This is a genomic window from Enterobacter cloacae complex sp.6700776, assembly GCF_048284255.1.
Lineage (GTDB): Bacteria > Pseudomonadota > Gammaproteobacteria > Enterobacterales > Enterobacteriaceae > Enterobacter > Enterobacter intestinihominis.
In genome coordinates, this window is the sequence record NZ_JBLVYK010000005.1 from 156,119 (window position 1) to 170,687 (window position 14,569).

At 52.5% G+C, this 14,569-nt stretch carries 12 protein-coding genes; 7 read left to right on the top strand and 5 right to left on the bottom strand.

Annotated elements, in window-relative coordinates:
• Positions 1–129: 129 nt before the first annotated feature.
• From lon to bolA, 5 genes are all read right to left on the bottom strand, one after another.
• Positions 130–2,484, bottom strand: coding sequence for an endopeptidase La (gene lon / locus ACNQ0T_RS10495; RefSeq protein WP_006809878.1), 2,355 nt, complete (start codon positions 2,482–2,484; stop codon positions 130–132).
• A gap of 184 nt (positions 2,485–2,668) precedes the next feature.
• Complete coding sequence (gene clpX, locus ACNQ0T_RS10500; protein ID WP_006809879.1) at positions 2,669–3,943, bottom strand: ATP-dependent protease ATP-binding subunit ClpX; 1,275 nt, start codon at positions 3,941–3,943, stop codon at positions 2,669–2,671.
• A gap of 127 nt (positions 3,944–4,070) precedes the next feature.
• Entirely contained in the window at positions 4,071–4,694 is a 624-nt protein-coding gene (gene clpP, locus ACNQ0T_RS10505) for an ATP-dependent Clp endopeptidase proteolytic subunit ClpP (protein WP_006809880.1), read from the bottom strand.
• 260 nt (positions 4,695–4,954) lie between these two features.
• Positions 4,955–6,253, bottom strand: a complete 1,299-nt coding sequence (gene tig / locus ACNQ0T_RS10510) for a trigger factor (RefSeq protein WP_006809881.1) — start codon at positions 6,251–6,253, stop codon at positions 4,955–4,957.
• A gap of 331 nt (positions 6,254–6,584) precedes the next feature.
• Positions 6,585–6,902: a transcriptional regulator BolA gene (gene bolA, locus ACNQ0T_RS10515; protein ID WP_003859051.1), complete on the bottom strand. Its 318-nt coding sequence runs from the start codon at positions 6,900–6,902 to the stop codon at positions 6,585–6,587.
• Positions 6,903–7,205: 303 nt separating this feature from the next.
• Here bolA and ACNQ0T_RS10520 point away from each other — a divergent pair, with 303 nt between their 5' ends.
• From ACNQ0T_RS10520 to cyoE, 7 genes are all read left to right on the top strand, one after another.
• Positions 7,206–7,784 carry a lipoprotein gene (locus ACNQ0T_RS10520; protein ID WP_022647246.1) on the top strand — a complete coding sequence of 193 codons (579 nt, stop codon included), beginning with the start codon at positions 7,206–7,208 and terminating at the stop codon, positions 7,782–7,784.
• Positions 7,785–7,829: 45 nt separating this feature from the next.
• A complete protein-coding gene (gene ampG / locus ACNQ0T_RS10525; protein ID WP_417930011.1) occupies positions 7,830–9,305 on the top strand; it encodes a muropeptide MFS transporter AmpG in 1,476 nt (491 codons plus the stop codon).
• A 478-nt stretch (positions 9,306–9,783) separates the two neighbouring features.
• Entirely contained in the window at positions 9,784–10,731 is a 948-nt protein-coding gene (gene cyoA / locus ACNQ0T_RS10530) for a cytochrome o ubiquinol oxidase subunit II (RefSeq protein ID WP_006809886.1), read from the top strand.
• 16 nt (positions 10,732–10,747) lie between these two features.
• Complete coding sequence (cyoB, locus tag ACNQ0T_RS10535; RefSeq protein ID WP_006809887.1) at positions 10,748–12,739, top strand: cytochrome o ubiquinol oxidase subunit I; 1,992 nt, start codon at positions 10,748–10,750, stop codon at positions 12,737–12,739.
• The gene (locus ACNQ0T_RS10540; protein ID WP_022647243.1) at positions 12,729–13,343 is read left to right on the top strand and encodes a cytochrome o ubiquinol oxidase subunit III; all 615 of its coding nucleotides are present in this window, start codon (positions 12,729–12,731) and stop codon (positions 13,341–13,343) included. The genes cyoB and ACNQ0T_RS10540 overlap by 11 nt, the downstream gene beginning before the upstream one ends.
• Positions 13,343–13,669, top strand: a complete 327-nt coding sequence (locus tag ACNQ0T_RS10545; protein ID WP_006809888.1) for a cytochrome o ubiquinol oxidase subunit IV — start codon at positions 13,343–13,345, stop codon at positions 13,667–13,669. Before ACNQ0T_RS10540 ends, ACNQ0T_RS10545 begins: the two co-directional genes overlap by 1 nt.
• Before the next feature lie 11 nt (positions 13,670–13,680).
• Entirely contained in the window at positions 13,681–14,568 is an 888-nt protein-coding gene (gene cyoE, locus ACNQ0T_RS10550; RefSeq protein WP_022647242.1) for a heme o synthase, read from the top strand.
• The last annotated feature ends 1 nt before the right edge of the window (position 14,569 follow it).

Consider the following 14,569-nt stretch of genomic DNA (forward strand, 5'->3'; position numbering starts at 1 on the left):
ATGACCTTACAACACCCGTTGTTGATGGCTAACCCAATCAGCAATCTAAATTAGCTATACAAAAAAAGGCTGGCAAGTACGAAATGACTTACCAGCCTTGTTTTTATTAGCGCTCTTTGCGCGAGGTCACTATTTTGCGGTTACAACCTGCATTCCGGACGGTTCATTTTGCAGTGCGAGAGTCAGAACTTCCTCAATGCGTTTCACCGGATGGATCTGCAAATCGGCAATAACGTTGTCCGGAATCTCTTCCAGATCGCGTTTATTCTCGTAAGGAATCAATACGGTTTTGATCCCACCACGGTGTGCCGCCAGCAGTTTTTCTTTTAACCCGCCGATGGGCAGTACCTGACCACGCAGCGTAATTTCACCAGTCATGGCCACATCAGCACGGACCGGGTTCCCCGTCAGGCAGGAAACCAGCGCCGTACACATAGCAATACCCGCGCTTGGGCCATCTTTCGGCGTCGCCCCTTCCGGAACGTGAACGTGAATGTCGCGTTTTTCGTAGAAATCCGGGTTGATACCCAGTTTTTCCGCGCGCGCACGCACCACGGTCAACGCTGCCTGGATGGACTCCTGCATCACTTCACCGAGCGAGCCAGTGTAGGTCAGCTTGCCTTTACCCGGTACACAGGCGGTTTCAATGGTCAGCAGATCGCCACCCACTTCCGTCCACGCCAGTCCAGTCACCTGACCAACGCGGTTTTCGTTGTCCGCACGGCCATAGTCGAAGCGCTGAACGCCGAGGTAAGCATGCAGATTGTCGCCGTTAATCACGATGTGCTTCAGGCTCTTATCCAGCAGCAGCTGCTTAACCGCCTTACGGCACAGTTTAGAGATCTCACGCTCAAGGCTACGCACGCCCGCTTCACGGGTGTAGTAACGAATAATGCCGACAATAGCGCTGTCCTCAACGGTCAGCTCGTTAGCTTTCAGCGCGTTACGTTCAATCTGCTTCGGCAGCAGGTGCTGCTTAGCAATGTTCAGCTTCTCGTCTTCGGTATAACCGGACAGACGGATCACTTCCATACGGTCCAGCAGCGGTGCCGGAATGTTCATGGAATTCGACGTCGCCACGAACATCACATCGCTCAGGTCGTAGTCGACTTCCAGATAGTGATCGCTGAACGCCACGTTCTGCTCTGGATCAAGCACTTCAAGCAGCGCCGACGCCGGATCGCCACGCATGTCCGAAGACATTTTGTCGATCTCGTCGAGGAGGAACAGCGGGTTTTTGACGCCCACTTTCGCCATCTTCTGGATCAGCTTGCCCGGCATAGAACCGATATAGGTACGGCGGTGACCGCGGATTTCCGCTTCATCACGCACGCCGCCCAGCGCCATACGGATGTACTTACGTCCGGTCGCTTTGGCGATGGACTGGCCCAGAGAGGTTTTACCCACCCCTGGAGGCCCTACCAGGCACAAGATTGGACCTTTGATTTTGTTCACACGGCTCTGTACCGCGAGGTACTCAAGAATGCGGTCTTTCACACGTTCCAGGCCATAGTGGTCGGTATCGAGGATTTCCTGTGCCTGACGCAGGTCTTTTTTGACCTTGCTGCGGGCATTCCATGGAACCTGAACCATCCACTCAATGTAGCCGCGTACAACGGTCGCTTCCGCCGACATCGGAGACATCATTTTCAGCTTCTGCAACTCAGCTTCGGCTTTCTCTTTCGCCTCTTTCGGCATCTTCGCCGCGTCGATCTTACGCTTCAGCGCTTCGTTTTCATCCGGCGCATCGTCCATCTCGCCGAGCTCTTTCTGAATGGCTTTCATTTGCTCGTTCAGATAGTACTCACGCTGCGATTTTTCCATCTGCTTTTTGACGCGGTTGCGAATGCGCTTCTCAACCTGAAGCAGATCGATCTCAGACTCCATCATCGCCATCAGGTATTCCAGACGTTCGTTAACGTCGGACATTTCCAGCACGGACTGTTTGTCAGCCAGCTTCAGCGGCATGTGCGCAGCGATGGTATCCGCCAGACGTGCAGGATCGTCGATGCTGTTCAGCGACGTCAGCACTTCAGGTGGGATTTTCTTGTTCAGCTTGATGTAGCCTTCAAACTGGCTGATCGCGGTGCGTACCAGCACTTCCTGCTCGCGCTCATCAAGTTCCGGTGAATCAAGGTACTCTGCCTTCGCAGAGAAGTGCTCGCCATCGTCTGACAGAGTGGTAATACGCGCGCGCTGTAAGCCTTCCACCAGCACCTTCACGGTGCCATCTGGCAGCTTCAGCATCTGCAAAATAGAGGCCACGGTCCCGACGGTGAAAAGATCGTTTACACCCGGCTCATCCGTTGATGCTTCCTTCTGCGCAACCAACATGATTTTTTTATCATGATCCATGGCGGCTTCGAGGCAACGGATAGATTTTTCCCGCCCTACAAATAAGGGTATGACCATGTGCGGATAAACCACCACATCGCGCAACGGCAATACGGGGATTTCAATGCGTTCAGAACGCTCAGGATTCATAGAGCTCTCTCTTAGTTTAGTGTCCGCCAGGTAAACTGGTCATGTAACTGTGCTTCACACAACCATTAACATGTAATCCAGTATATGGGGATGTTTCCCATACATTCAACGCCATGAATACGGAAAAAGTAAAGGGGAGATAAAATCCCCCCTTTTTGATTAACTGATTGTATGAAATGGTGAATTATTCGCCAGATGCCTGCTGCGCTTCCGGTTTACCGTAAATCAGTAACGGCTTGGTCTGGCCACCAATGACGGACTCGTCGATCACGACTTTTTCGACATCTTCCATAGAAGGGAGATCGTACATCGTGTCGAGCAATGCTGCTTCCACGATAGAACGCAGGCCACGGGCACCGGTTTTACGCGCCATCGCTTTCTTGGCAATCGCGTCCAGTGCTTCGTCACGGAATTCCAGCTCAACGCCTTCCAGATTAAACAGCGCCTGATACTGCTTGGTCAGCGCGTTTTTCGGCTCTTTCAGGATCTGAATCAGCGCGTCTTCGCTCAGTTCGTTCAGGGTCGCCACAACCGGCAGACGGCCGATAAATTCCGGAATCAAACCAAATTTGATCAGATCCTCCGGTTCAACCTGCGCCAGCAGCTGGCCTTCGTTTGGTTTTTCAGACGTAGCTTTCACCGTTGCGCCAAAACCAATGCCGGAGCCGGTTTCCACACGGTGAGAGATCACTTTATCCAGGCCTGCAAACGCACCACCACAGATAAACAGGATCTTGGAGGTATCAACCTGCAAGAATTCCTGCTGCGGATGTTTACGCCCACCCTGCGGTGGAACAGCCGCAACCGTACCTTCAATCAGCTTCAGGAGCGCCTGCTGCACGCCTTCGCCCGAGACGTCACGGGTGATGGATGGGTTGTCTGATTTACGGGAGATTTTGTCAATCTCATCGATATAGACGATCCCGCGCTGGGCTTTCTGTACGTCGTAATCGCACTTCTGGAGCAGCTTCTGGATAATATTTTCAACGTCTTCGCCCACATAACCGGCTTCGGTCAGGGTGGTGGCATCCGCCATGGTGAACGGAACATCCAGCAGGCGCGCCAGCGTTTCCGCCAGCAACGTTTTACCGGAACCCGTAGGCCCGATCAGCAGAATGTTACTTTTGCCCAGTTCCACGCCATTGCTGGTATCGCCGTTACGCAGACGCTTGTAGTGGTTGTATACCGCCACCGCCAGCACTTTTTTCGCCTGCTCCTGACCAATGACATAGTCGTCCAGGTGGTGGCGAATCTCGTGTGGCGTTGGTAACGCGCTGCGCTCACGGTGCGGCGCGACTTCTTTAATCTCTTCGCGAATGATGTCGTTACATAAATCGACGCATTCGTCGCAGATATACACGGACGGCCCGGCAATCAGTTTACGCACTTCATGCTGGCTTTTGCCGCAAAAAGAGCAGTACAGCAGTTTGCCCGAACCATCTTTGCGTTTATCTGTCATGAGTCCAAACCTCTTTTTAAGTTCTATGTGCCGCACATGACGACGCAAATGCCATACTCAGACGCAAGCTGCTTACAGGCAACGTGCCGCCCTAAATTAGTATAGCGGCACACTCGCGTCGCGGGCATCAATTACGATGGGTCAAAATGGAGTCGACTAAGCCGTACTCAACTGCCTCAGGTGCAGACAGGAAGCGATCGCGCTCGGTATCGCGCTCGATCTGCTCGAGTGGTTGACCCGTATGCTGCGCCATAAGTTCATTCATGCGCGCTTTTACTTTCAGAATTTCTCGGGCGTGGATTTCAATATCCGTCGCCTGGCCCTGGTAACCACCCAGCGGCTGGTGAATCATCACGCGGGAGTTAGGCAGGCAGAAACGCTTACCTTTCGCCCCTGCGGTTAACAGGAAAGCCCCCATGGACGCCGCCTGTCCCATACAGATGGTGCTGACATCCGGCTTGATGAATTGCATGGTGTCATAAATAGACATGCCCGCCGTAATCACACCGCCCGGCGAGTTGATGTACAGGTAAATGTCTTTTTCCGGGTTTTCCGCTTCCAGGAACAGCATCTGCGCCACGATCAGGTTAGCCATATGGTCTTCCACCTGGCCGGTCAGAAAGATAACGCGTTCCTTGAGCAGACGGGAATAGATATCGAAAGATCGCTCACCGCGTGAGGTCTGTTCAATAACCATTGGCACCAGCGCCATATGGGGTGCAAAGTTATCTCGTTCGCCACTGTATGACATTTCCGTCTCCTGGTTCAAAATTGAAAACACCTGCTGTACTGATTGTAACCTTATGGACGGATTATCAGCCAGTCTCAATCATCGTGATTACATACTAATGGGGGTCGCCATGCCCTATTTCAAGCATAACAACGTTTTGTTGTAACGCTAACACTGAAAGGGCGTTTTAGCACCCTTCCAGGACTAAAGCTGTGATAAAAAAAACCCGTCGCCGGAGGGCAACGGGTTTTTTGTTCAAACTTTAAACCGTTGGGGCGAAATTACGCCTGCTGGTTCATCAGTTCGGTGAAAGAGGTCTCTTTTTCGGTTACTTTCGCTTTCGCCAGTACCGCTTCAACAGCCTGCTCTTCCAGTGCAACGTTGCGCATGTTGTCCATCAGCTCTTTGTTCTTACCGTAGAACTCGATCACTTCTGATGGATCTTCGTATGCAGAAGCCATCTCTTCGATCAGGCCTTTCACACGCTCTTCGTCAGCTTTCAGCTCGTGGGTACGAATCACTTCGCCCAGCAGCAGGCCAACAACAACGCGACGTTTCGCTTGCTCTTCGAACAGCTCGCGTGGCAGTTCCATCGCTTGCTGCTGGTTGCCACCGAAGCGCTGTGCAGCCTGACGGCGCAGAACGTCGATTTCGCTGTCGATCAGGGCAGCAGGAACGTCGATGTCGTTCGCTTTCACCAGACCTTCAATCGCCTGAGACTTCACGCGGTTACGTACAGCGCCGTTCAGCTCGCGCTCCATGTTTTTACGCACTTCAGCACGCAGACCCGCAACAGAACCATCTTCCACGCCGAAACGCTTGATGAATTCTTCAGTCAGTTCTGGCAGTTCGCGCTCTTCAACTTTCTTCAGGTTGATGACGAACTTCGCTGCTTTACCTTTCAGGTTTTCAGCGTGGTATTCTTCAGGGAAGGTCACGTCGATGGTGAACTCTTCGCCTGCTTTGTGGCCTTTGATACCGTCTTCGAAGCCTGGGATCATACGACCCTGGCCCATCGCCAGTACGAAATCAGACGCTTTACCGCCTTCGAACTCTTCGCCGTCTACTGAACCGGTGAAGTCGATGGTTACGCGGTCTTCCGCGTCAACAGCGCCTTCTTTCTCTTTCCAGTTCGCCTGCTGCTTACGCAGGGTATCCAGCATGCCGTCAACGTCTTCGTCAGTCACGGAAACGATCGGTTTTTCAACTTCGATTGATTCCAGACCTTTCAGCTCAACTTCCGGGTACACTTCGAACTCTACGGAATAGGTGAAGTCTTCGCCCTGCTTGTATTCACCTGGAACGTAGTTTGGCGCGCCGGCTGGATTGATTTTTTCTTTGATGATCGCGTCGATAAAGTTGCGGCTCATCAGTTCACCCAGCACATCCTGACGCACGGAAGCGCCATAACGCTGAGCAACAACATTCATTGGTACTTTGCCCTTGCGGAAGCCGTCAATACGTACTTTTTTTGCTACGTTGACCAGCTCGCTTTTCACAGCAGTTTCGATGCTGTCAGCAGCGATAGTAATCGTTACACGGCGGCCAAGGCCTTGAGTGGTTTCAACTGAAACTTGCATCTTGTTACCTCAAAAAAATCACAGTGCTCGGTCAACTCTGAATCTGTCTGTTATACCGGGATGCTCTCTTATGTGCAGATTCACATTCCCTGTCGCCAGAATCATCCCGAAGACATTCAATAAGACGCGGCATTATAGCGGCATCACTTAGGTGAGTCGAGAACGGTTGGAGCATGTTGCTGCGGCTTTTTTCACACTTTAAGGCTATTTTTAGCCTTAAAAACGCGCCATCCGCTCAAAACTCAGACAAAACAAAACGGCCCGAAGGCCGTTTTGACGAAATCTGTAAGCAACATACTGGAAAAACTCCGGCGGTTGCAAATCCGATTTATCAGGCGATGGTGCCTGCACCCCGACAAGGCGGTGATGCGAATACCGTATCCTGCAGCCCTTCCCATTCCTTAATGGTGTAGGTATGCAGCGCCAGCGCATGTACGGTTGTGGAGAGTTCTTCCGTCAAGGTGCTGTAGATCAAGCGGTGTCGGTTCAGGAAACGTTCTCCCGTGAAGCGATCGCTGACCAGAACCACTTTGAAGTGGCTTTCAGAACCTGCCGGCACGTTATGACGATAGCTTTCGTCGACAACTTCGAGAAACACAGGGTTGAACGCTGCCCTTAATTTTTCTTCTATCTGTTCACGTATCATCATGAAATCACTCCTCCGACAACGCTAAGATGTCACCCATCCCTTTAAATATTAGCCGCTTTTACCGGTTCCATTACACCGTGACAACAAATATTTAGCTTTCGTCTGATTTTCTCATCCAAACGGATGAAGTTCACTATGAGGTTCATACGTTTTGTCACTTACAGGCAGAGAAAAGCGGAAAGGTGGTCAGTTTTCGGACAAGGCGATGAATTTACATGCGTTGACCACTTCCCCTGGCCGTTGGCGATGTTATGATGGCGGCAATTTTTCTCTCTTTGCTTACGATTCGTTGAGAACCCGAAAATGTTAAAAAAAATCTTCTTTCCGTTGGTAGCACTCTTTATGCTCGCCGGTTGCGCAACCCCGCCGACGACCATTGACGTTTCACCAAAAATTACCCTGCCTCAGCAGGATCCAAGCCTGATGGGCGTGACGGTCAGCATTAATGGTGCCGATCAGCGTCAGGACCAGGCGCTGGCGAAAGTGACTCGCGACAACCAGCAGGTTACGCTGACCGCTTCCCGCGACCTGCGCTTCCTGTTGCAGGAAGTACTGGAAAAACAGATGACCTCCCGTGGCTACATGATTGGCCCAAGCGGCGCGGTTGATCTGCAAATCATCGTGAACAACCTGTACGCTGACGTCTCCCAGGGTAACGTTCGCTACAACATTGCGACCAAAGCCGATATCTCCATCATCGCTACCGCGAAGAACGGCAACAAGATGAACAAAAACTACCGTGCAAGCTATTCCGTTGAAGGCGCATTCCAGGCCTCCAACAAAAATATCGCTAACGCGGTTAACAGCGTGCTGACTGACACCATTGCCGACATGGCACAGGACACCAGCATTCACGACTTCATCAAGCAGAACGCACGTTAATCCTGCTGACTGACCCGGTGCTTCACCGGGTCAGTTCATAAGAACATGTCCAGTCACTACTTACGCATTTTCCAGCAACCGAAATCAGCTATTCTGCTGATCCTGGGTTTCGCCTCCGGTTTACCCCTTGCGCTCACCTCCGGCACGTTACAGGCGTGGATGACGGTTGAGAACATCGATCTTAAAACCATTGGTTTCTTCTCACTCGTCGGCCAGGCTTACGTCTTTAAGTTCCTGTGGTCGCCAGTGATGGATCGCTATACCCCACCGTTCCTCGGGCGCCGTCGCGGCTGGTTAGTGATGACGCAGGTGCTGCTGTTGCTGGCCATTGCCGCAATGGGTTTCCTTGAACCGTCAACGCAGCTGCGCTGGATGGCCGCGCTTGCGGTGGTCATCGCCTTCTGCTCCGCCTCGCAGGACATTGTTTTTGACGCCTGGAAAACGGACGTCCTGCCAGCGGAAGAGCGTGGCGCCGGTGCGGCAATCAGCGTGCTCGGCTACCGCCTGGGTATGCTGGTTTCCGGCGGACTCGCACTGTGGCTTGCTGACCGCTATCTCGGCTGGCAGGGCATGTACTGGCTGATGGCCGCACTGCTGATCCCCTGCATTATTGCCACCTTGTTCGCGCCTGAACCGAGCGATGTGATCCCGGTTCCACGCTCGCTGGAGCAGGCCGTCGCCGCACCGCTGCGCGACTTCTTTGGTCGCAATAATGCCTGGCTGATCCTGCTGCTTATTGTCCTTTATAAGCTTGGCGACGCTTTCGCCATGAGTCTGACCACTACCTTCCTGATCCGCGGCGTCGGGTTTGATGCGGGCGAGGTCGGCGTGGTGAACAAAACCCTGGGGCTGTTTGCCACGATTGTCGGCGCGCTGTACGGCGGCGTATTGATGCAGCGCCTGACGCTGTTCCGCGCTCTGCTGATATTTGGCATCCTTCAGGGCGCATCGAATGCCGGTTACTGGCTGCTGTCGATCACCGACAAGAATATGATCAGTATGGGGACGGCGGTATTCTTTGAGAACCTGTGCGGCGGTATGGGCACTGCGGCATTTGTCGCCCTGCTGATGACGCTGTGCAATAAGTCATTTTCCGCTACCCAGTTTGCGCTGCTCTCTGCCCTTTCCGCCGTCGGGCGCGTATACGTTGGCCCCGTCGCGGGCTGGTTTGTTGAAGCCTACGGTTGGCCGACCTTTTATCTCTTCTCGGTGGTGGCGGCCGTGCCGGGGATTTTATTGCTGCTGGTCTGTCGCCAGACGCTGGAATATACCCAGCGGACGGAACACTTCATGCCGCGCACGGAATATCACGCTGCCTATCGGTTTGCCCTGCGTCTGCTAATGGCAGGTTGTTTTGCCCTGGTAGGGTGGCTCACGGTGCTCATCATGAATGCGACTACCGACTTGTCACTTCCTTTTGAAACCCTTCTGCTTGATGCAGGTGTGTTTTTCGCCCTGGCGGGGATCCTGACGGGTGGGATGCTGGATTTCATGTCATTACGAAAGACGCAGATGACATGAAGTAAAAAGCGAAAGGTTATTTCCCGTTGTAATAACAGCCCGAAATTATAACGGTGAAATAACCGCCATCGACAAAAAAAATATTTGTTGTTTTGTGCGGGATAGCATTCGGAAATTATTGGAGCTTATTTCGCTACGCTATTTTTCATTAAACGATTCAGCATTCGAAACATTGAATTTTCGTTTTTTAGTTGTCTTTTTATTGATAATTAATTGTTAACTAATTGTGTGTTTTTCGCAATGGTTATACCAATTGTCCCTTTTGCGGTATGCTGGGACACCCTTTCGTTATAACGCCCACTCCGTGCGGCTTCCGTCTGGAAACGCGACATAATTTGCAACACTTGTGACATGTGCGGCAGAACCCGGTAACACCTTCCTGACACAGGGCTAATGATGTTTACAGTAATGTAACCTTCCCGTAAAATGCCCCCACACTTTAAACGCCACCAGACTCCCGTGGAATTGAGGTCGTTAAATGAGACTCAGGAAATACAATAAAAGTTTGGGATGGTTGTCATTATTCGCAGGCACTGTATTACTCAGTGGCTGCGATTCTGCACTACTAGACCCCAAAGGACAGATTGGACTGGAACAACGTTCATTGATACTGACGGCTTTTGGCCTGATGTTGATTGTGGTTATTCCTGCCATCTTGATGGCTGTTGGTTTCGCCTGGAAGTATCGTGCGAGCAATAAAGATGCGAAGTATAGCCCTAACTGGTCACACTCCAATAAAGTGGAAGCTGTGGTCTGGACGGTACCTATTCTGATCATCCTGTTCCTTGCTGTACTGACCTGGAAAACCACTCACGCACTTGAGCCGAGCAAACCGCTGGTTCACGATGAAAAACCCATTACCATTGAAGTGGTCTCCATGGACTGGAAATGGTTCTTCATCTATCCAGAACAGGGCATTGCTACCGTGAATGAAATCGCCTTCCCGGCGAACACTCCGGTTCAGTTCAAAGTGACCTCCAACTCCGTAATGAACTCCTTCTTCATCCCACGTCTGGGCAGCCAGATTTACGCGATGGCCGGTATGCAGACTAACCTGCATCTGATTGCGAATGAAGCAGGCACCTACGACGGTATCTCCGCCAGCTATAGTGGCCCGGGCTTCTCGGGTATGAAGTTCAAAGCTATCGCTACGCCAGACCGCGCGACTTTTGACCAGTGGGTTGCAAAAGCGAAGCAGTCTCCAAACACCATGTCTGACATGGCGGCGTTCGAAAAAGTGGCTGCACCTAGCGAATACAACAAGGTGGAGTACTTCTCTAACGTGAAACCGAATCTGTTCAAAGATGTTATTGGCAAATTTATGGATCACGGCATGAGCATGGACATGACCCAGCCTGAAGGCGAGCACAACACGCACCAGGGTATGGAAGGCATGGACATGAGCCACGCGGAAACCGCTCACTAAGGGGCCGAGGAAGAAAATGTTCGGAAAATTGACATTGGATGCGGTGCCGTACCATGAACCCATTATCATGGTTACGATTGCTGCAATTATCATTGGTGGCGCGGCCTTAGTTGGCCTGATCACTTACTTCGGTAAGTGGAGCTACCTGTGGAACGAGTGGCTGACTTCGGTTGACCACAAAAAACTCGGCATCATGTACTGCATCGTCGGTATCGTCATGTTAATTCGTGGCTTTGCGGATGCAATCATGATGCGTAGCCAGCAGGCGCTTGCGTCTGCGGGCGAAGCCGGATTCCTGCCACCGCACCACTACGATCAGATCTTTACCGCTCACGGCGTTATCATGATCTTCTTCGTGGCGATGCCGCTGGTAATCGGTCTGATGAACGTTGTCGTTCCGCTGCAAATCGGCGCGCGCGACGTTGCGTTCCCGTTCCTGAACAACCTGAGCTTCTGGTTCACCGTTGTCGGCGTTATCCTGGTTAACCTGTCACTGGGTGTGGGCGAATTTGCTCAGACCGGCTGGCTGGCCTACCCGCCACTTTCGGGAATTGAGTACAGTCCGGGCGTGGGCGTTGACTACTGGATTTGGGCGCTTCAGCTCTCCGGTGTCGGTACCACCCTGACCGGTATTAACTTCTTCGTGACCATCCTGAAGATGCGTGCACCAGGTATGACGATGTTCAAGATGCCAGTATTTACCTGGGCATCTCTGTGCGCCAACGTCCTGATTATCGCGTCGTTCCCAATTCTGACCGTCACCATCGCGCTGCTGACCCTGGATCGCTATCTGGGTACCCATTTCTTCACGAATGATATGGGTGGCAACATGATGATGTACATCAACCTGATTTGGGCCTGGGGTCACCCGGAAGTGTACATCCTGGTTCTGCCGGTGTTCGGTGTGTTCTCCGAAATCGCGGCAACCTTCTCGCGTAAACGTCTGTTTGGTTACACCTCTCTGGTGTGGGCAACCGTGTGTATTACCGTCCTGTCGTTCATCGTCTGGCTGCACCACTTCTTCACCATGGGTGCGGGCGCCAACGTAAACGCCTTCTTCGGTATTACCACTATGATTATCGCGATCCCGACCGGGGTTAAGATCTTCAACTGGCTGTTCACCATGTACCAGGGCCGTATCCAGTTCCACTCAGCGATGCTGTGGACCATCGGCTTCATCGTGACCTTCTCCGTAGGTGGGATGACCGGCGTGCTGCTGGCGGTTCCGGGCGCTGACTTTGTCCTGCACAACAGTCTGTTCCTGATTGCGCACTTCCATAACGTTATCATCGGCGGCGTCGTCTTCGGCTGCTTCGCAGGTGTGACCTACTGGTGGCCAAAAGCGTTCGGTTTCACCCTGAACGAAAAATGGGGCAAACGCGCATTCTGGTTCTGGATCATCGGCTTCTTCGTGGCGTTTATGCCGCTGTACGTGCTGGGCTTCATGGGGATGACCCGTCGTCTGAGCCAGCAGATCGATCCGCAGTTCCATCCGATGCTGATGATTGCAGCGGGCGGCGCCGCGCTGATTGCCTGCGGTATCCTGTGCCAGCTGATTCAGTACTACGTGTCTATCCGTGACCGTAACCTGAACCGCGACCTGACCGGTGACCCGTGGGGTGGCCGTACGCTGGAGTGGTCTACCTCTTCTCCACCTCCGTTCTATAACTTTGCCGTAGTGCCGCACATTCATGAGCGTGACGCATTCTGGGAAATGAAAGAAAAAGGTGAAGCGTACAAGCAACCTGAACATTACGAAGAGATCCATATGCCGAAAAACAGCGGTGCGGGCATCGTGATTGCCGCCTTCGCAACGGTATTTGGTTTCGCAATGATCTGGCACATCTGGTGGATGGCGATTGTTGGCTTCGCTGGCATCGTAATCAGCTGGATTGTGAAGAGCTTTGACGAGGACGTGGACTACTACGTACCAGTCCGTGAAGTTGAAAAGCTGGAAAACCAGCATTTTGACGAGATTTCTAAAGCGGGGCTGAAAAATGGCAACTGATACTCTGGCGCACTCGACTGCCCACGCGCATGAACATGCGCACCATGATACAGGACCGACGAAAGTCTTCGGTTTCTGGATCTACCTGATGAGCGACTGCATCCTGTTCTGCTGTCTGTTCGCAACCTATGCCGTTCTGGTGAACGGCACAGCGGGCGGCCCGACCGGTAAGGACATCTTTGAACTGCCGTTCGTTCTGGTTGAAACCGCACTGCTGTTATTCAGCTCCATCACCTACGGCATGGCGGCTATCGCCATGTACAAAAACAACAAAAGCCAGGTTGTTTCCTGGCTGGCGTTGACCTGGTTATTTGGTGCTGGCTTTATCGGGATGGAAATCTATGAATTCCATCACCTGATTGCGGAAGGCTTTGGTCCGGATCGCAGTGGCTTCCTGTCAGCGTTCTTCGCGCTGGTCGGCACCCACGGTCTGCACGTGACCTCGGGTCTGATCTGGATGGCAGTGCTGATGTTCCAGATCTCCCGTCGCGGCCTGACCAGTACTAACCGTACCCGTATCATGTGCCTGAGCCTGTTCTGGCACTTCCTGGACGTGGTATGGATCTGTGTGTTCTCTGTTGTCTATCTGATGGGGGCGATGTAATGAGTCATTCTAACGATCATGGCGCTTCCCACGGCAGCGTAAAAACCTACATGACAGGTTTCATCCTGTCGATCATCCTGACGGTGATCCCGTTCTGGATGGTGATGAACGGTTCTGCATCTAAGCCGGTTATCCTGGGCGCAATCCTGGTGACCGCGGTGATTCAGATTCTGGTGCATCTGGTTTGCTTCCTGCACATGAACACCAAGTCCGATGAAGGCTGGAACATGACGGCCTTTATCTTTACCGTGATTATCATCGCTATCCTGGTAGTCGGTTCCATCTGGATTATGTGGAACCTTAACTACAACATGATGGTTCACTAAGAGCGGCGAGTATGTTTAAGCAATACCTGCAAGTCACGAAACCAGGCATCATCTTTGGCAACCTGATCTCCGTAATCGGAGGGTTCCTGCTGGCCTCTAAAGGCAGCATTGATTACACCCTCTTTATTTACACGCTGGTCGGTGTGTCACTGGTGGTTGCGTCCGGTTGTGTATTTAACAACTACATCGACATGGATATCGACAAGAAGATGGAAAGGACCAAAAATCGGGTGCTGGTTAAAGGTCTGATTGCTCCTTCCGTCTCGCTGGTGTACGCCACCTTGCTGGGTATTGCTGGCTTTATGCTGCTGTGGTTTGGTGCTAACCCGCTGGCCTGCTGGCTGGGGGTGATGGGGTTCGTGGTGTATGTAGGCGTCTACAGCCTGTATATGAAACGCCACTCCGTCTACGGCACGCTGATTGGTTCTCTCTCCGGCGCTGCGCCGCCGGTGATTGGCTACTGCGCCGTCACGAACGAGTTCGACAGCGGTGCGCTGATCCTGCTGGCTATCTTTAGCCTGTGGCAGATGCCGCACTCCTACGCCATCGCGATTTTCCGCTTTAAGGATTATCAGGCAGCAAACATTCCGGTTCTGCCGGTCGTGAAAGGCATCTCAGTTGCCAAAAACCACATCACGCTGTACATCATCGCTTTTGCCGTGGCAACGCTGATGCTCTCTCTGGGCGGTTACGCCGGATATAAATATCTGGTGGTGGCCGCTGCGGTGAGCGTCTGGTGGCTCGGCATGGCTCTGCGCGGTTACAAAGTGGAAGATGACAAGGTCTGGGCACGCAAGCTGTTTGTGTTCTCGATTGTCGCCATCACCTCCCTGTCCGTGATGATGTCCGTAGACTTCATGGTGCCAGATTCACAAAGCCTGCTGACGTACGTCTGGTAAG